Below are 19729 nucleotides of genomic sequence, written 5' to 3' on the forward strand. Positions count from 1 at the left end.
GGCTGTATACGGATTTTTCCGGATATCGCAAGGGCGAAGCCGGCTCGAGGCACCAAAAAACCTCAGGCGATCGCCGCCAGATAACGCTCGAAGGAGCGCTCCAGCGCCGCCTTGGCGCCACCGGCGATGACCCGGCCCTCGAAGGCGCCGTAGACCTTGTCGAAAGCGTAAGGCTCCAGGATCGCCGCGATCCGGCGGATCGTCGCGGCATTGACCGGGATCATGTTCGGATAGGAGTAGAGCACGCTGACATGGCGGCGGTCGGCCGTGACCTGCAACACGTCGCCGGTATAGAGCGCTCCTACCCCCGCCGCGTGATGCAGCACTGTGGCGCCGGCGAAATGCCCGCCGCAGCGCAGCAGGGTGAGCGAGGGGCCAAGCTTCAGCGCTTCGCCGTCCCAGTGCCTGATCGCCGGGTCGGGCTCGGTTACCCAGGCCCGGTCGTCGGCATGGAGATGCACCGGCACGTCGAGCGCCTGCGCCCATTCCGCCATCGCAGTGTAGTAGTGCGGATGCGAGATCGCGATGCCGATGATCTTGCCGCGCGCCCGGATCGTATCCAGTGCGGCCTGCGTGACCAGGCCGATGCAGTCCCACAGCAGATTGCCCTCCTGCGCCTCGACGAGCAGCGCGCGCTGATCGATGGCGAAGGCGGGTTGGATACGCAGGCCGAGCACGCCATGGTCCGGCGCGCAGACGATATGGTGATCGGCGGCCAGTTCGTCCGGTGTCAGCCAGTCCTGCCCGCCCCAGCGCACATATTGCCGTTCGTCGAGGCAGATCGGGCAGCCGGGCGGCGGTGTCGGGGCATCGGGAAAGCGCGCGCCGCATTGGCGGCAGAGGAAGCGGGGCATGGCAAGCGCTCCAGGACGGCAAGACTGCGATGCTAGCTTCAGTGGCACGGCGACGTTATCTGTCGCGGAGCCGGGGCGGCATGCATGTGCCGCGACCATGGCGCCGGCATGATCTCAGAAAGGGAACTTTCGGGTATCGCGGGCGTTTCCAACCATCGATCTCTTTTGGGACAATCATTGTGAAAACCCTGACCTTGACTCTGCTCGCCGTGACCGCACTCGCGCTGGGAGCCTGCGGCAACCGGACGGAACAGCGCATCGGCGGCGCGGCCGTGGGCGCAGGCACCGGCGCGGTCATCGCCGGCCCTGTCGGAGCGGTGGTCGGTGGAGCGGCTGGCGCGATCAGCGCACCGGCTGTCGTGCGCGCCACGCGCTGAGCCCCGGCCGCACAGAATTGTAGAAGTCAGAAAAGCCACCTGCGAGTTATTCCACCCAACCTACCGTACATAGTTTTGTGAAAAGCAGGCCCTTAACGTTCTCGAAGCCCCTCAGTGAGGGGCTTCTTGCGTGCTGCAAGGCATGAACTTTACCGATATTCGTACATCGGTTGGCGTAGCTGGCTTAGGTCGCTTTCGCGGGCACAAACATTCACAGCCGATGGCGGCGCGGCGCAGCTGGTCCGGATTGCGCAGCCGCGCCGACGCCGGTCCGCCGCGCCCATGGCGGGGCATGGACTGTGCGCGACGACCTCGCCAAAACCGGTTGAGGCGTCGCTTTTCCATCCTTCGACAGCAGACGCGCTTTTTCAGAACAGGCCTTGCCTCTGCAGATCGCGCACGGTTCGGCGCATGCTTGCAATGAACATGCGTGCCGGACGCGATAACGGCGCGTTCTTCGACACCAGAACCTGTGCGTTGATTGGTGTTTTGGGGTGGAATTTCAGGCAGGTGATGGCGCTGTCGCGCGTGCCTACGAGCCAGAATGGATCGATCACCGCGACGCCGGCACCGGCCCGTGCCAAAGCGCAGGCCACGGAAGACTGGTTCACCTTGATCGCGATGCGGCGCGGCGTCTTGGCCTCGCGAAAGGCCTTTTCGACGAGCGCGCCGATCGGCTGCGCGCGGCTGAACGAGATCAGCCTGTAGGGCAGGATGTCCTGCGGCCCGACGAAGTCGCGCTGCGCCAATTCGTGGCTGGAGTGGACGACCGCGATAAGGTCGGCGGCGATCAGGTCGATGGCGCGGGCGTCGTGCGGAATGAGTGGCGACAGCGCCAGCCCAAGATCCACCTCTTCACGCACGACGCTGGCAATGACGCGGGGAGTGTCCGTTGTATTGATCGAGATCTGAATGCGAGGGCGCGATTGCTGGAACTGCGCGATCGCCGTCGGCAGGATGTTGTCGGCGAGAACTGCGGTTGCCGCGATATTGATCGAGCCGATCGTGGTGTCGCCCATGTCGTCGATCAGCCGTCCGATCCGGTCGACACCGTCGAAGACCCGTTCGAGATCGGTCGCGAGTGTCCGCGTCTCGGCAGTGGGCTGCAGCCGCCCCTGGCGGCGCACGAATAACGGGAAGCCGGCGTCGCGGGAGCAGTCGCGCAGCAGCATGCTAACCGCGGGTTGAGAGACCCCAAGCGCTTCGGCAGCCGCTGTGACGGAGCCGCTGGTGGCGACCATGTAGACGATCTGCAGTTGTCTAAGGCTCAGCGACATCAGGTTAGCTTATGTAGAATTAAGCCAGATGCAATTGAGGTTATTTTGACTACGACCTAGCCTCGCTTCGAACGTCGGCCGACGAGAGCCGCGCATGAGGAAGCGACACTGGGCTATGAAGATCGTCGCGGTCGAAACCTGCGTGGTGGCCCTGCCGTTCGACATGGGCGGACCAAAACCTGCCTTTGCGGGCCGGCCCTGGGACAATCTCGAAATCCTTGTGGTGAAGGTCGAGACCGAAGACGGCCTGGTCGGCTGGGGCGAGGCCTTCGGACACGCCGCCATTCCCGCGACGAAAGCGGCGATCGATACGATTATTGCACCATTGATGCTGGGCCGCGACGCTGGGGATATCCAAGGCCTCTCACGCACGATCCTGCATAGCTTGCACCTGCTGGGTCGCAATGGTTCCTTCGTTTACGGCTATTCCGGTATCGAGATCGCCTTGTGGGACCTGCTCGGCAAGCGAGCCGGCCTGCCGCTCTATCGGCTGCTTGGCGGGCGCGACCGAGGGCCGATCGACGGCTATGCCAGCCTGCTTGCCTATAACGACAATCCGCTCGTGGCCAAGAACACGGCTGCGGCCTGCGCCGCCGGCTATCGCTTCATCAAGCTCCACGAATTGACGCGCGCCGCCGTTCTGGCTGCCCAACAGGCGCCGGGCGCCGCAGACGCCGCGATCATGCTGGATGTGAACTGTGCCTGGTCACCGGTTGTGGCGCGCGAGATGGCTGCCTCTTTGGCCGATGACGGCCTGATGTGGCTCGAGGAGCCGGTCTGGCCGCCCGAGGATGTGCATGGACTTGCCAGCGTGCGCGCCTATGGCATCCCAATTTCCGCAGGCGAGAACGTTGCCGGGCTTTTTGGATTTAAATCTCTGATCGAGGCAGAGGCCATCGACATAGCCCAGCCCAGCGTCACCAAGATCGGCGGCGTCCAGGAGATGATAAGGGTCTTCGATCTCTGCGAGGCCCACGGGGTCGAGGTCGCGCCGCACAGCCCCTATTTCGGCCCGGGCTTCGTCGCAACCCTGCACATCATCGCCGCTCGCATGGAAAAGCCGATGATCGAGGTGTTGTGGCTGGATATGGAGGCCAATCCGTTCGACCCCTGGGTGCGCGGCCAGAACGGACGCTTCCCCGTGCCGCAAGGGCCGGGTCTGGGCTGCGATCCTGATCTCGAAGTTCTGGAGCGCTACCGCACCGGCGATTGGGCGCGCAACGTTTGGCAGGCCAACCGATGAAAATCGTCAAGATCGAGACGGAAGCTGTCACCGTGAAGCTGCCGCAGCCGATCGGCAGCGCGCTCGGCGAGATCCGCGACTTCGGCTGCGTGCTGGTGACGGTGCATGGCGACCAGGGCATCACCGGCGAGAACCTCGTCTTCGCGCTCAACAATCGCCGCACCAAGGTGCTGCGCCAAATGGTCGATGAACTCAGCGACCTTTTGATCGGCCGCGACGCAGGCCATATCGCTGATTTCTGGGCCAGAGCCTGGAAGGACATAAACTTCCTCGGCCACAAGGGTGTGCCGGTGGTCGGCATCTCTGCGCTCGACGGCGCCCTATGGGATCTCGCGGGCAAGGCTGCTGGCCTACCACTCTACCGCATGCTCGGCGGCGCGCAGAGCAAGGTGCCGGTCTATCACAGCGGTGGACTATGGCTGTCCTCCTCGATGAACGAGCTCGTCGAGGAAGCCGAGCGCTTCGCCTCTGCGGGCTTCGGCGCCATGAAGATGCGCCTGGGCCACGCCGATCCCCGCGACGACGCAGCCCGCGTCCGCGAGGTGCGCAAGGCGATCGGGCCACATGTCAAGCTGATGGCCGATGCCAATCAGGGGCTGAACGAAGCCCAGGCGATCCGGCTCGGCCGGATGCTGGAGGAGTTCGATCTGACCTGGTTCGAGGAGCCGCTGCCGGCCTGGGACCTGGAAGGGTTGGCACGCGTCGCCGCAGCGCTCGACACGCCGATCGCATCGGGCGAGACCGAATACACCCGTTATGGCTTCCGGAGGATGCTGGAGCTGCGCTCGGCCGATATCCTGATGCCCGATTTGCAGCGTGTCGGCGGCGTCAGCGAGTACATGCGGGTCGCGCATATGGCGCAGGCCCATGACGTACCGGTATCGAGCCATCTGTTCCCGGAAACCAGCATTCAGGTCCTCGGCGCGCTCTCCAACGCCATCTACCTGGAATACATGCCGTGGTTTTCGCCACTCTACAATGAAACTCTAAGCTTTTCAGATGGATGCGCCCTTGTTCCGGAACGCCCGGGCTGGGGCTTCACCTTCAACCGCGATTACATCGCCAGCCTGACACATTGACCTGACAGGGCCGGTTCAGGCCCGCCAAGCCCGCGCAGACGGGCCGCCAATAACAACAGCGATCGGGAGGGATCGAGATGAGCATCAGCCGTCGTGAGTTTACCATGGGCTCCGCAGGCCTTGTCGGCGCTTCGACATTGGGCTTGGCGCGTCCCGCCCTGGCGCAAAGCGAGCCGATCAAGATCGGTTGGCTTGCGGCCCTGACTGGCCCGAGCTCGGCACCCGGCGTCGGCTTCAATCGTGGGGTGATCTATGCCGCCGAAGCGATCAACGCGGCCGGCGGCGTCAAAGGCCGCAAGATCGAGATCATAACCCGCGATACGCAGGGTGATCCGACCAAGGCGGTCAATGCCACGCAGGAAATGATCAGCCAGGCCAAGGTGCATGCGATCTGGGGGCCGACCAATTCAGGCGAATCCCTGGCGGTGACCCCGATCATGGCCCGCGCCAAGATGCCCAATATCCACCCTTGCGTGGTCGACAGCCTGATCGACGAGAAGAAGTTCCCCAATGCCTTCCGCCTGGCGCCGTCGAACACGCAATGGGACGATGCGGTACGCAATTACTGCCTCGCGATCCTGAAGCTGAAGAAGGTCGCAGTCATCGGCGATACGACCGGCTACGGCGTCAGTGCCGTCAATGCCTCGGTCGCGGGCTTCAAGAAGGATGGTGCCGAGGTTGTCTACCAGGCCAATATCGACGCCACCCAGCCCGACATGACGCCCGATATGCTGCGGGCCCGGACGGCGGGCGCCGAGGTGGTGGTCGTCTGGAGCGTCTCGACCGGGATGGAGGCGCGCATGATGAATGTCCGCGCCGGCATGGGCTGGGATGTCGCCTTCGTTGGCCATCCCTCGCTTTCCTCGGGCGAGATCGGCAATCTCGTCGAGAAGCCCGCGAACTGGGAGAAAGTCTACGCTGTCGGCTATCGCAGCTGCAGCTATGGCGCCGACGGCAAGCTCGCGGCGCGCAACGCCGAACTGGTCGAGCGCCTGAAGGGCAAGGTCAACCTCTCCGACACGCTGCTCTGGTGGGTGACCTGCGGGATCGACGCGGTCGAGATCGTCGCCAAGGCGGTCGAGGCGACCGGTTCCTCGACCAGCGAAGCGATCATCGGGCACTGGAACGGGCTTGCCAAATACAATGGCTATTTCGGCGACTACAGCTTCAGCCCCAATCAACACAACGGCTATCCTACCGCCGATGTGGTGATGTCGGCCGCAAGCTCCGCCAAGGACGGCGCCTTCCTGCTCGCGCCCGGCTACAACGGCTGACGTGGCGACCGGGCCGGCGCTCTCAGCCGGCTCCCGGCCATCTCCCTCCAGATCCAGAAGGGCCGGCTGCGTCGCCGCGTCGGTCCTTCCAGAGGAAAACCAACGATGTTGGCTTCGATCCTGGCGTCAGGCGTCGCGGTGGGGGCGATCTACGCCCTGATCGGGATCGCCTACAACACTATGTTCTCGACCTCGCGCGTCATGAGTTTCACGGCCGGGCAGCTTGGCATGCTGGGTGGCGTCTTCGGCTCGCTGTTCGTGCTGCGGCTCGGCTTGCCGCCGATAGCCGGTTTCGTGGCGATGCTGGCCTGTTGCGCGTTGATCGGCGTGATCACCGAGTTCGTCGCGGTCCGGCCCGTGCTCAAGAGCCTCGACCAGCACCTCTATGTACTCTCGACACTGGCGTTGGCACTGATGATCCAGCAGGTCACAGCCATCAAATGGAGCACCGAGCCGCAGCCCTTTCCGCGCCTGTTCGAGCTTGGCTCCGGCATGCTGGACGAGAAGTTCTGGGTTCCGGTCATCGCCTGCCTGCTGACGATCATCGGCTTGGAATTACTCTACCGCAAGACTCTGGTGGGGCGTGCCTTCCTGGCGATCGCGGAAGACAATTTCGCAGCGCGAGCGCTCGGCCTGCCGGAGCGCAATCTGCGTATCGCCAGCTATGCTTTGGCCGGTGCGATCGGTGGGCTCGCCGGTTTTGCCGGCGGGCAGTTGCTGCTGGCCTTCTTCGCCAACGGCCCGCTGCTGAACTTCTACGGCTTCGTTCCGGTCGCGCTGGGCGGGCTGGGTAACAACCGCGGCGCCGTCATCGGCGGGCTTGCGCTCGGTGTCTTCCAGCAGGCCGCCAACTTCCTCGTCGGCGGCATCTTTTCGTCGGTGGCCGTGTTCTGCATTTTCATCATCGTACTGCTGCTGGCACCGCAAGGCCTGTTTGGCTCTCACGTCGCGAGGCGCGTCTGATGAGCAATGCCAGCCAGACCCTCACGACAAACCTGTCTTCCTGGCCCGTCCGACGGGCGGCCTGGACGACGTTCCTGCCGTTCTTGATCCTGTTCGGGCTGGCGGCGCTGCTGCCGCTGACCGGCAATGAATATTGGGGCCTGATCGCGACACGCGCCGCGATCTACTGGATGCTGGTGTCGGGCCTCAGCCTGATCGTCGGCTTCGCGGGGCAGCTGGCAATCGGCTATGTCGCGCTGCTGACGCTCGGCGCCTACACGACGTCTGTGCTCGCGGCGGGCAACGTCCTGCCGCCGCTGCCGACCCTCGTCGCGCTTGGCATCGCGAGCGCGGCCGGCGCGGTGTTCGGGGTCATCGTCGGGCTACCGGCGCTGCGGCTGCGGACCTTCTATTTCGCGATGACCACGCTGGGCTTCGCCACCATCGTCACGCAGGTCGCGTTGGCCTGGCAGGGCGTGACGGGCGGCGGCATCGGCATCACGGGTCCCGAAATGCCGGCGCCATTCAACACCGCCTGGGGCTTTTTCTATCTCTGCCTCGGCATCGCTGCGTTGTGCACCTGGGGTGCTTCCAACATCGCTCACAGCCGTGTCGGGCGCTCATTGATCGCGATCCGCGATGCCGAAGTGGCAGCCGAGGCGAGCGGCATCTCGAAGGCACGGCTCCTGGTCGTCGTCTTCATGTTCGCTGGTGCGCTAGCGGCGATGGCAGGCGGGCTGTTTGCGAGCCTGCAGACCTACATTACGCCCGATGCCTTCACCTTCGAACTTTCGCTGCTGTTCTTTATCGCCGTGCTGATCGGGGGGCGAGGTTCGATCCTGGGCCCGCTCATCGGCACTGTCGTGCTAACGATCCTGCCGGAGATCGCGGCCCCGCTCGCGGCTTGGTCGACCTTCCTCTACGCCTTCCTCCTGCTGGTCATCGTGCTCGCCATGCCGGGCGGCATCGCCGCGCTGCTGGATTTCGAAAGCCGCAAGCCGCTCGCTTTCGATCGTGCCGTCAGGCCCAATCCGCATGTCCTAGGTGAACTTTTCCATGGCCAGCGCGACGGGCGCTCGATCGTCCTGCGCGACGTCGTCCTGAGCTTCGGCGGCGTGCGAGCCATCGATGGCGTCAATCTGGAGATACGGCCGGGACAGATTCATGGACTGATCGGCCCCAATGGCAGCGGCAAGACGACGACCCTCAACGTCATCTCGGGTTATTACGCACCGGAAAAGGGCGACGTGACGCTCGGCTCTCCTCTCGACCCAGCCGCAGCTGTCACGCGGGCCGGGCGCGGCATTGCGCGCACCTTCCAAACGCCGCGGATCGTCGGCGAGGCCAGCGTGTTGGACAATGTCATGATAGGCGGTTCCATCGACGGTCGCGCGACCTTCTTGGAAGCGCTTTTGTCCCTGCCGCGCCATCGGGAGGACGAGCGCCGCATCGAAGCCGATGCACTGCTGGCGCTTCGCGCGGTGGGCCTGGAAGCTCTGGCCCATGTCCGTGCCGATCGTCTGCAGCACAGCGAACTGCGCTTCATCGAGATTGCGAGAGCGTTGGTCCTGCGACCCTCGTTCCTTCTGCTCGACGAACCGGCGGCAGGGCTGTCAGGCGTCGAGATCGACCATCTCGGTCGCCTGATCGTCGAGATCGGCCGGCAGGGCACAGGCGTACTTCTGGTCGAACATCACGCCGACCTGATCTTCAGCATCTGCGACGATGTCACCGTCCTCAATCTCGGGCGCGTCCTGGCCGCCGGCACGCCGGCCGAGATACGCCTCCACAAGGAGGTCGTCAGTGCCTATCTCGGAGGCTGACATGCTGCTCGATGTCAACGCGCTTGAGGCCGGTTATGGCAAGATCGGCGTGCTGCACCATGTCGAGATGGGCGTGGCGGCCGGCGAGGTCGTGGCGCTGCTCGGTCACAATGGCGCGGGCAAGACCACGCTCTTGCGCGCGATCTCGGGCCTTCTGCCATGGGGAAGCGGTGATGTCGTCTTCGCCGGGCACAGTTTGAAAGGCTCCGGGCCTCGCGAAAGCGCACGCGCCGGACTGGTTCATGTCATCGAGGGCCATCGCGTCTTCACACAGCAGACGGTGGCCGACAACCTGCTGCTGGCAGCCTATGACCTGCCGCGCGGCGAGCGAAGCGCGCGGATCGAGGAGGCTCTCGCCTTCTTCCCGGAAATCGCGGCCAAACGACATGACAGGGGTGGCTCGCTCAGCGGCGGACAGCAGCAGATGCTCGCCGTCGCCCAAGGTCTCGTGAGGCGCCCACGCCTGCTGATGCTCGACGAGCCGTCGGCCGGGCTCTCACCGGTTCTGGTGGATCGGGTGCTGGCGGTGGTGTCGCAGCTTCGCGCGGAGGGAACCGCCATTCTTCTGGTCGAGCAACTGGTCGAGAAGGTGCTCGCGGTGGCCGATCGCGTCTATGCGCTGGCTCAAGGGCGCGTCGTTCTCAGCGCCCGCTGCGACGAGCCCGATCTCCGCAGCCGTTTGGAGAGCGCTTATTTCGGATCGACCATTGCGAGAGATTGAGACGCGGTTCCTCGAAGTCGATTCAGCCCGTGTCGGTTGTGACGTCCCTGGCCGCGCCGCCGCGTCAAGCCTGGCGGCACTCCGCCTACGAATCCGAACGTTGCTGTTCGCTGATAGCCTGGTGATGCTCCAGAGCGCTTCTGTGCATCATGAGTGCTGCCTCCCGATCCAGTTCAACTGATCCCGGCAACGATCTGTTCCAAGGCATCGCTGCATATTTCGAACGGAGGATATTCACAGGTTTGAACCGTTTGTAACAGGAGCCCTTGCGATCGGAGGTCATGTCGCAGCCACGCTCATATCAAGTAGTGTTTGAGCAACACGACCGCGAAGAAGCGTAATAATCGCCCCGCAGCGCTCGCAGTTCTGCTGTCGGGAAATAATCTTCCAATGTGACGAGTCGCCAGGGCTCGATCCCGACGCGATAAACGACAACACAGCAGTACGCTTTGGCCATCGGCTTGAAGCTGGCATGGTTGCCTCAGATTGCGGACATGAGGCCGTCCGCAGCCAAGACATTTGCCCTTTGCAAGCTCTTCGTCGCGCTCATGACTGCAATGGAACACGTTTGCAGTGTCGTTAGTTTCCTCACCATTAAAGAGGAGGAGACGATGGCAAAGCAGCCCGAAGCCTTGGCCACTTTCGCGGCGAGTGCCCGAAACAACAGCAAGAAGCCTGACGATGTCGGCTTGGAGGCCACGCCGGCAACAGACGGCCTGAAAACCAATCCCGCACAGAAGGTCGAGGCGGCAACCAAGGTGCTGCGCGAGGGCGTCCTTCACCGTGACGAAGGGGCGGACGAAGCCGTCGATAAACTGCCGGACCGGACGCGGGACCTGTGAGCAGCTCCCTTGAAGGGGAGCGTCGACGTTTTTTATGCGCCGAGGAATTTGAAGTGGCCGCCGAAGCTTCGGTAGGATGATTCGAGGATGGCGACACCGCCGCGAAGCCGCAGGGTCTCTGCGGCGGCGAGCCCGAGTTCGACGGCCCGTTCGGCGGTGTCCTCTTCCGTGGCGACGATGCGCTCTCGCCCGTCGAGCGAGGTGATCTGCGCGTGCAGGACGAGGCGCCCGTCCTTCCAGCTGGTGCAGACGCCGACAGGCAGGCTGCAGCCCGCCCCCAGGGCGTGCAGCATCGCCCGTTCGCAATCGACTTCGGCGCGGGCCTTCGGATCTTCGATGTCCTTCAGGATCGCCAGCACATCGGCGTCGTCGCCTCTGGCCTCGATACCGAGCGCGCCCTGGCCGACGGCATGGGGAAAGAGCTGCGGGTCCAGCAATTCCGTCGTGGCGCCCGCCAGTCCCAGACGCTGAAGCCCGGCCTGGGCCAGGATCACGGCACTGAGGCCGTGCTCCCCGTCGATCTTGGCGAGCCGGGGGCCGACATTGCCCCGGATCGGTACGACCTCAATATCAGGACACAGGCTCATGATCTGGGCGCGCCGCCGCAGCGAGCCGGTGCCGACCTTGGCGCCGGGCTTGAGATTGTCCAACGTCGCGCCGCAGAGGACGTCGCGCGCATCCTCCCGCTCGGGGACGGCGGCCAGGACCAGCCCCTCGCGCAGCGTCGTCGGCAGATCCTTCAGGGAGTGAACGACGATATCGACTTCCCGGGAGACCAGTTGCTCCTCATGTTCGGTCGAGAACACGCCGATGATGCCGAACTGGTGGAATTCGGAGACGCGGTCCTTGTCCGCGATCGTCGCGATCGGGTGCAGCGAGAACTCGGTCTCGGGGTGCTTCGCCTTGATCAGGCCGATGATGTAATTGGTTTGCGCCATCGCCAATGGGCTGCGCCGCGTGCCTATCTTGATGTGCATGGGGACGGTTCACCTGGGCTGGAAGCCCGCTCGCGGCCATTGATTTGAAGCGCTCTATATCAGGGGCAGGTGGCGGCGACGAGTGCGGCGTTCCACCGCCCTCCCATCGATTGAGCCGGGCCGGCCGGCTGCGCTGGTTCGGCGTCATGCGTATTACAGGCGAGAGCCCGCCTCAAACGTCGCTGGCGGCTCTCCGGCTGCGGTGTAAACGTCGCGGCCCCACGCTGCCAGGGCCGCTCCATGCTCGTCTTCAAACCGCTCGCAGAGCGCCGCATCGCCTTGCTGTGGGGCAGCCAATTGTTCTCCGCGACCGGGGCCGAGTTCTATATGGTTGCGGTGGTGTGGATCGCGACCTCGCTGATCGGGCGCGATGCCGGCTACATCTCGGCGCTGCAGGCGGGAGCGCTGCTCACCGGCAGCCTGTTCGGCGGCGTCCTGACCGATCGCTGGCGCTTCAAGACGACCATGATCGCAACCAGCCTCATCCGCGCGCTGCTCCTTGCCGTCCTGTCCGCGGCCGGAATGCTCGGCCTGATGAGCCTGCCACTGCTTGCGATCGTGGCCGGGCTCGTGGCGCTGGCGACCTCGGCCTTTGATCCGGCCCTGCAGGGCACGCTTCCGGTGCTGGCGCCCGAGCCGCGCTTGCGCCACGCGGTCAACGGTCTGTTCGATGCAACGCGGCGGATGGCGCGCATCCTCGGCCCGAGTCTGATCGCGCTGGTCAACGGCATCGTGCCGATCGGGCAGTTCTTCACGATCACGGCGGCGGGCTTCCTGCTCTCGGCGATCGGCGTCGGGCGCGGCCTGAAAGGCGTCGAGATTCCGCCGACCTCGACCGGACGCGGTCTTGGCGCGGTGGCGGACGCGCTGTCGGGAGGCCTGCGCGCAACGCGCGGGCATGCCGTCATGCGATACGGCCTGATCGCCGATCTCGTCGGCAATATCGCCTGGTCGATGGGCTTCCTGCTCGGCATGGCCTTGTATCTGCGCGCGACGAGCACCGACCCGCTCACGGATTACAGCCTGATGATGACCGCCTATGGGCTGGGAAATCTCGGCGCGAACCTCGTCCTGGTGAGCCTGCGGCCGCAGCGTCCCGCGCTATGGCTCGTTGGGTCGAAATTGATCTTCGGCGCCGGCGTCATGCTGCTGCCCTTCGCGCCCGATCGCGCCTGGCTGATGGCTTTCGCCGCCTTTGCCGCCATCAATGGACCGCTCGAGAACCTCGCGCTGCTCTACATCATGCAGCATGATTTTCCGCCGCAACGCCTCTCGCAGGTCTACCGCCTGCAGATGTGCGCCGTCTTCGGCGGCTCGCTGATCGGCTATCTCGCAGCTCCCGCCCTGTTCGGCCAGTTCGGGGTCGGCGCGATGATCACGGCGACCGGCGCGGCGACCTTCGCCATGGGCGTCATTGGCCTGGCGCTCTTCGCGCGGCGCTGACCAGCCTCACCCGCAGAACGTTCTTGTCACCCGCAGAAGGCTCTGGCCTTGTCGGTCCATTGGCCGAAACCGGTTACAATCTGCGCCTCTTCGCCGATATCGCGCCGCAAAGCATCCGGCCGACCGACCCCGCGCAGAGCGTCGATCTGCGGATCCTGATCCCGTTCTTCATGATCTCGGAATTGCGGCACGCCTATCGGGGCTGAGGGCGCGAATAGGGGAGTCCATGGCTGAGCTTGCGTCGGCAGTTGCCCGTCAAAGCCAGTCGGACCAGCAGTCCTGATGGCTCTCCCAGCGCTCGACGGCTTCCAGCAAGGCGAGGAGCTCGGCTTCCTCGCGCGAGCCCGCCGAGGCATGCGCGATCTCGTCGATCCGCTGTGTGGCGCGCTCGTGGTCGTCTTCTGTGTGAATGCGCACGCGTTGCTGCAAGGTCATCGGCAACTCCACTGATCGCGGGCTCATAACCTGCGTTCGATGTCAGTTTCACGAAGGCGATGGCTAGCAAGAAGGATGCCGGCAGCGGGTTTCCGTTGTCCTATGAGGCTCGTCCGAGTCGGCCGGTTTGCATGGATCGAGCTCCAACGGCCGGCCCGTGCGAATCGATGCCCCAATGCTCATCCGCGGTTAGTAAATTGCCTAAGCGCCGCGGAGGTTCCCGGGTCTAGCGGACGGCCGACGGCGAGGCATTCTCGCCGATTTGAGAGCAGATTTCGTCGAACCGCTCGTTCATGGTCTGCGCGTCGATCCCGCTTATTGCTTGTGTGACCAGGGTTATGAAGAGCGACTTCGTGAAGATGTCGATCGTGTTCTCGCGGATGAGCCAGTGAGCCAGCAGGCCGTTCATAAAATTGAAGCGATACAAGAACGGGTCCCAATCCGCAGCGACGATTTCGCCTTGTCCGACGGCGACGAACCACTTGAGCTCTTCCACCAAATCCTTTGGCCCATGATCGCGCATTTGATCGAGGCACCGTTCTCGCCGAGGAAGGTCGAGATCCTGACACGCCATGTTCGCCATGAAGGCGGACGCGATAACGGCGGCGGTGGTCGGGGCATTCCAGCCCCTGGCCAAGCCGGCAGGCACAAAGCGATCGAGTTGGCCGGCGAGATCCTTTGAGATCTGGCGCTGTTTCACGGGATACATCAAGACCGAAAGATGGAAGACCGTGCGCCGCCGCTGCCGAAATCGCATGATCGCGCCGAACATGTCTGTCCCTCCCAGCCCGCCACTTTCGTAACACGTCTTCTGGCGGCGGCTAGGTCCGTTACGCGCAGCTGGAGCCTGAGGCATGGGCATGGCTCCCGCAGGATTGCTTTTTATTGGAGGTTACCAAGGAAATTACCAGCCGGGGTGCGGCCGGCCTGTGATCAAGCCGGCCGAAGGGGGGCGTTAGACAGCCACGAAATTGGGATCGCAACAGCGCGACGCATGGTTCGGCTGAGTTCGTACATCTCTAACCAAGATGCGCGCATGATCTGCAATAATCCCGACAATGACCTGCCGTGGCGCAGGTCAGAATTCATCGTCGTGATATCCATACGTATAGGCAGGGTTCCATTGGTAGCCGCAGCCGCAGAAGGACCAGCCCGGTGACAGACGAGAAGGCGGCGATGGTGCGAGCGACCAGACTTGATGAACGGCGCGGGACATCGACCCTTTCAACGACCCTGATCGCAGCCTTCGCGCTCGCCGCGGTGGTTGCGCTGATCCTGCCTCTCAACCTACCCATCGGCCCGTACAACTGGGACACCCTTGTCTATTACGATGCGATAAACCGCATTCGCGCCGGCCAAATGCCGAATGTCGACTTCTTCGCGCCGGTCGGACCGCTCGGCTATTATCTCGCGACAGTGCTGGATAGCGTGTTTCCCCGCGCCCAACCGATGTTGCTGGTCAATTGGGCGCTTCTGCCGGTGCTGCTGCCATCGATGGCCATGCTCACGGGCCATGTCGCCGCCTACTCGCGCGGCCAGGCGCTCGCGCTCCTGCTGCCCTTCCTGCTGTTTGCGTCGCTGCCGATCAATCTCCAGGCAATCTATCCCATTTCGGGCTTCGACGGTTACGGGCATTACAACCGGCACGTCGCCTTGCTGCTCTACACGCTGGTCGCGACGCTGATCTTCTCGCGAGACCGGCGGCTTCTCGTGGGGCTCGTGGCGCTGCTGATGCTGACATTGTTCCTGGTGAAGATCACCGGGGCTGTGAGTGGCGCGCTGCTGGTCGGCTATGCTGTGCTCGTGGGCCGTTTGCGCGTAATCGATGCCGTGCTGGCGGCAGCGCTGGTCCTCGTGCCGCTAGGCGCGCTCGATCTGGCCACGGGCATGGTCGGGGCGTATGTCGACGACATCCTGACGCTGCTTCGCCTCAACGGCGGGTCGCTGTTGAGCCGCTTCCTCACCGTGGCCTCGCTCAACCTGGATGTGATCGCGCCCTGCGTTCTGCTTCTGGGCACATTGGCGCTGGCCGGTTGGCGTGAGCGCGCCGACCTGTCCTGGGTCCGCATGCGATCGCTGGGGGCCTCCCCACCCGGTTGGCTGGCAGCCGTTCTGATCGCGGAGATCCTGTTCGAGACGCAGAATACCGGCTCGCTGGAATTCATCGGGCTCTGGCCGGTCATCCTGCTTGTGCTGGTCGATTGGCAGGCACGGCGGGATTGGCTGGGCCTCCTCGTGCTGGTGCTGTGCCTGGCTGTGGTGCTGCCGGCCCTGTCCGCCTTCACCCAGCGCAGCGCCAGGGCAGTGTTCGCCGCTCCGTTCTATCATACACTCGACCTCGCCGAGCTCGGCACGCTCGGACATGTCAACGTCAAGGCCGAGATCGCCGAGCGTGCGCCGATCATGCTGGAGCACTACGCCACGTATCAGGCGAGCTATCGCGATCTCGTCACGCGCGGGCAGATGCCGTCCTACATCCTGTTTTCGGAAACCGATTATCAGGCGACATGGCTCCTCGAGCTGCAGCAGGGGCTGGTCGCGATCCGTGCCTGGGAAGCGACTGCGGGGCGTCGACTGAACGGCGTGTTCACGCTGGATTTCGTGGATCCGTTCAACCGGCTGCTCGGACGCGAGCCGGCGCGCCATGTCCCGATCGGCGTGGATCCGGCGCGTACGAATCCCCCGGTGACAGAGCAGACGCTGTCGGCGCTGGAGGGCATCGATGCGATCCTCCAACCCAAATGTCCGTTGACGGTCAACCGAAACACGATCGCAACGCATTTCGCTCGCGCCTTGCAGGGACGCAGGCGCGTCGCGCTCTCGAGCTGCTGGGACATGTACCTGAAGGACTGACGCGCGTTGCCGTCGGAAGCTGGGAGCCGCTTGAGAGAATTTCCGCGTTTCCTCGAAGCGCGGACATGCTCTACCTCCTTGCAGGCGCGTAGAGCGCGCGGTCCACGGCGTTCACCGCGCGTACCTCGCCCAGCGGCGCGGCCGATGAATCCGCACGCGGCCGCAACGGAATTCGCCGGGTGATTCCCGGCGCGAGATGAAACCAGTTCTGCGCCGGCCGCCAGCCCTCGTCGATGATGTGGACGGACTGTGCCAGGCGCCGACAGGAGAGCTCGAGAGCCCACCCGTCGCCGTCGCGTTCGAGTTCGGCGTGCAGACCAACATCGTGGCGCGCGTGCCCGCGCCCGAGAGGAAAATGGAACGCCTCTGCCAGCACAGGACCGGCTTGGGCCGCTCGCAGCACGACGGAGGTCGCGTCATGGCCGGGCGGACCGAAGCGATAGGCATAGGAGATGTCGAAGAAACGGCCCAGCAGATCGAAGGCGGAGACGGACGTGCTTCCATGGGCTTCGAGCGCGATCGCCCGAGACGCGTTCGCCACCGCCACCGCGCCGTCGCGCCAGCATGTCAGTTCGAGATGAGCTGTGAGCGGCGCCGGGCGCTCGTTGATGAGATGGATCATCAGCCCGTTGACGCCCTCATCGGTCATCATGACCTGGACCGGCCGGAAGGCGCGAGCGAGCCCGTGCCATGCCGCCTTCGGTTCGCCATCGCTGGCGATAACGCCCCAGCCCGCGCCGGGCACCAGATCTTGCAGCAGCCAGACCAATGCGCCGCATGTCGGCGATCCGGGCCGACGCCATTCCGCGAAGGTCTCCTCCATCACCTCCGCGGAGGTGGCGCGAGAGAGAGCCAGATAGCGCTCGCAATCCTCCCGCCGCAGCCGTGTCGGGTCGACCCCGTAGAGCAGACCGAGATAGTGGTCCCGCACATCCTCGAAATCCCAGGATGCGCCGAGATCGCGCGGCACGCCGCGTTTCCAGTCCGGATGATGCGTCAGCGCCGGCAGGTGGCCAGAGGCCAGCGAGATCTCCTCGGGAACATTGGCGAAGGCGAGGCTTTCCGCTGCGAAACGAACAGTGGCGCGGCGGGCATCGTCGAGGCCGCGCTGATAGGCGCCCACGCCGTAATAATGCGTCACGCCCTTGTCGGCGACGAAGGGCAGGGGGCCGCCCGACGGCGAATTTGGCACATAGGCGATATCGGGCCGCAGCCGTGACACGACCTCGGGAAGGATATGGTCGAAGATCGGGCCGGACCAAGCTGCCGGAGGTGCGCCCAGCATCGCCGCCTGCTGGAAGACCTCGCTGCCTCCGCAGAGAACGACAAGGCTCGGCGAGCCTTGCGTCCTGTCGAGCAGCGTTTCGGCTTCCGCCTGGATCGCGGCGCAGAAGGCGGCGTCGCCTTGCGGATAGTCGAAATTGGCCAGCATCATCTCCTGCCAGACCATGATGCCGAGTTGGTCGCACAGTTCGAAGAACGCCTCGTCCTCATAGGTGGTGACGCCGGGGATGCGGATCATGTTCATGCCGGCGTCGCGGGCGAGGCGCAGCCAGGGCTCATAGGCAGCCCGGCCGCAGGCGAGCGTGGTCAGATCGGCGCTGCTCCAGCAGGCGCCGCGGCAGAAGATGGGCACGTCGTTGACGACAAGGCCGAAACCCTCGCCGTCGGCGCCGCGGTCGACGACAAGCGAGCGAAAGCCGATGCGACCGAGGTCGATGGTTTCGCCGCCGATCAGGAGTGTCAGTCCGTGCAGGGCGGGGTCGCCATGGGTGTGGGGAAACCAGGGCGCGACGCCCGGCAGGCTGAGCGTGCCCGACAGCGTGCCGGGCGCGGTCGATTGGAGGGTAGCCTCTCCCCCGGCGCAGCGCATGACGGCACGTAGCGAGCGGTCTCTGGTCGCATTCGCCTGGGAAACCGTGAGGGCGATGGTGCCGGTCTCGCCATCATAGCGCGTGCGAAGGTCGATGCCCGCGATCCTGGCGGCCGCCTTGTCAATATCGATCCGTTGCACCTGCCGAAACGGTCCGGTCGGCAGACCCGGAGGACACCAGCCCGGCATCGAGCCCAATGCAGTGGTGCGGAACCAGCGCAGACCGTTCGGCTGGATCATCGTCGGGCGCCAGCGCGAGCGACGCGGCGCGGCAGCCAGCTTGGACGCCAGTGCGCGGAAGCAGAGTGCGATCTCGGTGCCGGCAGGCGCATCGACCGGCAACGACAGCGGCTGGAACATCGAGTAGCTCTCGGCGGCGAGCGTGCCGTCGATCCAGATTTCGGTCCAGCTCGCCAGCCCCTCGAAACGCAGCTCGCCGCTCAACGCCCGTTCGAGCCGGGTCCGGTACCAATGGTCCTGCCGGCCGACAGCCTCGGCCGTCGGATCTGCCAGACGTCCGAGCGCGCGCAGGGTGCCTGCGACAGTGCCGGGGACAGCCGCCTCCTGCCAGGCGCCATCGTGCGGCAGTTCAGCCGCGGCCGCGACGGCGTCAGCCACCGTCGCAAGCCAGCTCCAGTTCCCGATCGGCTCGACGCTCTCGCCGGTGTGCGCGACGATGCGGGCCATTCGTGCTCAGGCCGCAAAACGGCGGGCGAGCGCCTCGCTCACAAGGTCGTGCTCTGCGGCGAGGCCGGCAAGGCTGGCATCGAAGCGCTCGAAGCGCTTCTGCTTCATGGCCCGCGCCAGATGGAACTGGGCGATCTTCGCGCTCTCGGCGATCCGGCTGGCGGCCTCTCTTGCCTGGCTCAGCCCATCCACGGAGGTTCCGAGCCACGCCAGATGAGTCGCCAGCAGCTCGAAATTGGCACCGAGCTGGCGCAGGGTGTTGAAGGCGTAGTGATGGAAGACCTCGGTCGGTCGCTCGGCGAGAGCCTGCGCCTGTGCGGTCGCGACCGTGCGGAAGGCTGAGACCGGGTTGGTGTCCGGTCGCCTTGCGACATGGTGTGCCAGCAGCCGCTGCGCAGTCGCGCGTAGCTCTGCGTCGCCCGGCAGATGCTCGGGCAGGCGCACCATCTCCGCATAGGGAAACAACGTATCGTCGCGCATCTGGCCCGGCAGCAGTCGCAGGAGGCCGTCAAAATCCTCGCCCGAGGCGCGGTGGAGCCCGTCATTGTGGAAGTAGTCGAGTTCGCGGCCGGCACGGTCGAGCCGGTTGACGGCGATCGTCGTTTTGCCGTGGCTGGCGCGATAAGAGACGCCCTGCGTATCCGGCATGTAGAAGGAATCGAGCTCGATCAGCACGAGGCGCCGCCGTGCGATCTGCTGTTCAAGATGGCCGATCAGATCGTCATACAGCGCGAGCTCCGTGACGCGCAGGCCGTAGAGCGCCTCAAGATCATCGAGCGGCGGCTTGAAGAAGGTGAACTGGTCGCCTTCGAAATCCTGCGCGACGGTGAAGCCGAAGGCGGCTGCGGGCTCGGTGCCCAGCGTATGCAGGATTTCGATCCACAGATCGGCATAGCAGTTCGTCTGCGGCCAGTGCCGGTCGCCGGAATGCATCGCATGGCGGCGATAGGCGAGCGGGTCGCCCGGCAGCAGCGGGGCCGCACCTGCCGCTGCGACCGGACGCTCGATCGTCGCGTGGACGGTCACGGC

18 protein-coding genes are annotated in these 19729 nt (G+C 64.8%); 11 read left to right on the forward strand and 7 right to left on the reverse strand.

What is annotated here, in order from left to right; genetic code table 11:
* Positions 1 to 62: 62 nt before the first annotated feature.
* Positions 63 to 854 carry an MBL fold metallo-hydrolase gene (locus CYD53_RS15355; protein WP_103718966.1) on the reverse strand — a complete coding sequence of 264 codons (792 nt, stop codon included), beginning with the start codon at positions 852 to 854 and terminating at the stop codon, positions 63 to 65.
* A 179-nt stretch (positions 855 to 1033) separates the two neighbouring features.
* Here CYD53_RS15355 and CYD53_RS15360 point away from each other — a divergent pair, with 179 nt between their 5' ends.
* Positions 1034 to 1231, forward strand: coding sequence for a hypothetical protein (locus tag CYD53_RS15360; protein ID WP_092175089.1), 198 nt, complete (start codon positions 1034 to 1036; stop codon positions 1229 to 1231).
* 368 nt (positions 1232 to 1599) lie between these two features.
* Here the strand turns inward: CYD53_RS15360 and CYD53_RS15365 are convergent, their stop codons facing one another.
* Positions 1600 to 2508 (reverse strand): LysR family transcriptional regulator, encoded by a 909-nt coding sequence (locus CYD53_RS15365; protein ID WP_103718967.1) that lies wholly within the window; start codon positions 2506 to 2508, stop codon positions 1600 to 1602.
* 94 nt (positions 2509 to 2602) lie between these two features.
* Here CYD53_RS15365 and CYD53_RS15370 point away from each other — a divergent pair, with 94 nt between their 5' ends.
* The 7 genes from CYD53_RS15370 to CYD53_RS15400 all read left to right on the forward strand — a co-directional run bounded on the left by CYD53_RS15370 (position 2603) and on the right by CYD53_RS15400 (position 10432).
* Positions 2603 to 3751, forward strand: a complete 1149-nt coding sequence (locus CYD53_RS15370) for a mandelate racemase/muconate lactonizing enzyme family protein (RefSeq protein WP_103718968.1) — start codon at positions 2603 to 2605, stop codon at positions 3749 to 3751.
* Positions 3748 to 4830, forward strand: coding sequence for a mandelate racemase/muconate lactonizing enzyme family protein (locus CYD53_RS15375; RefSeq protein WP_103718969.1), 1083 nt, complete (start codon positions 3748 to 3750; stop codon positions 4828 to 4830). The genes CYD53_RS15370 and CYD53_RS15375 overlap by 4 nt, the downstream gene beginning before the upstream one ends.
* Positions 4831 to 4907: 77 nt before the next feature.
* On the forward strand, positions 4908 to 6104 hold the full coding sequence (locus CYD53_RS15380) for an ABC transporter substrate-binding protein (protein WP_245928255.1): 1197 nt from the start codon (positions 4908 to 4910) through the stop codon (positions 6102 to 6104).
* 105 nt (positions 6105 to 6209) lie between these two features.
* Entirely contained in the window at positions 6210 to 7067 is an 858-nt protein-coding gene (locus tag CYD53_RS15385; RefSeq protein WP_103718971.1) for a branched-chain amino acid ABC transporter permease, read from the forward strand.
* Positions 7067 to 8869, forward strand: a complete 1803-nt coding sequence (locus tag CYD53_RS15390) for a branched-chain amino acid ABC transporter ATP-binding protein/permease (protein ID WP_103718972.1) — start codon at positions 7067 to 7069, stop codon at positions 8867 to 8869. The genes CYD53_RS15385 and CYD53_RS15390 overlap by 1 nt, the downstream gene beginning before the upstream one ends.
* Before the next feature lies 1 nt (position 8870).
* The gene (locus tag CYD53_RS15395; RefSeq protein WP_181011886.1) at positions 8871 to 9590 is read left to right on the forward strand and encodes an ABC transporter ATP-binding protein; all 720 of its coding nucleotides are present in this window, start codon (positions 8871 to 8873) and stop codon (positions 9588 to 9590) included.
* Between the two features lie 449 nt (positions 9591 to 10039).
* Positions 10040 to 10432, forward strand: coding sequence for a hypothetical protein (locus CYD53_RS15400; RefSeq protein ID WP_103718974.1), 393 nt, complete (start codon positions 10040 to 10042; stop codon positions 10430 to 10432).
* A gap of 32 nt (positions 10433 to 10464) precedes the next feature.
* On the opposite strand, the gene hemC is transcribed toward CYD53_RS15400, so the two are convergent.
* Positions 10465 to 11409, reverse strand: a complete 945-nt coding sequence (hemC, locus tag CYD53_RS15405) for a hydroxymethylbilane synthase (RefSeq protein WP_103718975.1) — start codon at positions 11407 to 11409, stop codon at positions 10465 to 10467.
* Between the two features lie 240 nt (positions 11410 to 11649).
* Between hemC and CYD53_RS15410 the strand changes: the two genes are divergently transcribed.
* A complete protein-coding gene (locus tag CYD53_RS15410) occupies positions 11650 to 12852 on the forward strand; it encodes an MFS transporter (RefSeq protein ID WP_103718976.1) in 1203 nt (400 codons plus the stop codon).
* A gap of 23 nt (positions 12853 to 12875) precedes the next feature.
* Positions 12876 to 13058: a hypothetical protein gene (locus CYD53_RS29960; protein ID WP_146055929.1), complete on the forward strand. Its 183-nt coding sequence runs from the start codon at positions 12876 to 12878 to the stop codon at positions 13056 to 13058.
* A gap of 49 nt (positions 13059 to 13107) precedes the next feature.
* On the opposite strand, the gene CYD53_RS15415 is transcribed toward CYD53_RS29960, so the two are convergent.
* Together CYD53_RS15415 and CYD53_RS15420 are read right to left on the reverse strand one after the other, a co-directional pair.
* Positions 13108 to 13287: a hypothetical protein gene (locus tag CYD53_RS15415; RefSeq protein WP_103718977.1), complete on the reverse strand. Its 180-nt coding sequence runs from the start codon at positions 13285 to 13287 to the stop codon at positions 13108 to 13110.
* Positions 13288 to 13513: 226 nt separating this feature from the next.
* Positions 13514 to 14059 (reverse strand): hypothetical protein, encoded by a 546-nt coding sequence (locus tag CYD53_RS15420; protein ID WP_103718978.1) that lies wholly within the window; start codon positions 14057 to 14059, stop codon positions 13514 to 13516.
* 383 nt (positions 14060 to 14442) lie between these two features.
* Here CYD53_RS15420 and CYD53_RS15425 point away from each other — a divergent pair, with 383 nt between their 5' ends.
* Positions 14443 to 16140 (forward strand): hypothetical protein, encoded by a 1698-nt coding sequence (locus tag CYD53_RS15425; protein ID WP_146055930.1) that lies wholly within the window; start codon positions 14443 to 14445, stop codon positions 16138 to 16140.
* Positions 16141 to 16210: 70 nt separating this feature from the next.
* Here CYD53_RS15425 and CYD53_RS15430 read toward each other — a convergent pair whose 3' ends face one another.
* Positions 16211 to 18700 (reverse strand): glycosyl hydrolase 2 galactose-binding domain-containing protein, encoded by a 2490-nt coding sequence (locus CYD53_RS15430; RefSeq protein ID WP_103718980.1) that lies wholly within the window; start codon positions 18698 to 18700, stop codon positions 16211 to 16213.
* A 6-nt stretch (positions 18701 to 18706) separates the two neighbouring features.
* Positions 18707 to 19726, reverse strand: a complete 1020-nt coding sequence (locus CYD53_RS15435; protein WP_342751708.1) for a DUF1839 family protein — start codon at positions 19724 to 19726, stop codon at positions 18707 to 18709.
* Positions 19727 to 19729: the final 3 nt, after the last annotated feature.

Source organism: Allobosea psychrotolerans, from assembly GCF_002917105.1.
GTDB lineage: Bacteria > Pseudomonadota > Alphaproteobacteria > Rhizobiales > Beijerinckiaceae > Allobosea > Allobosea psychrotolerans.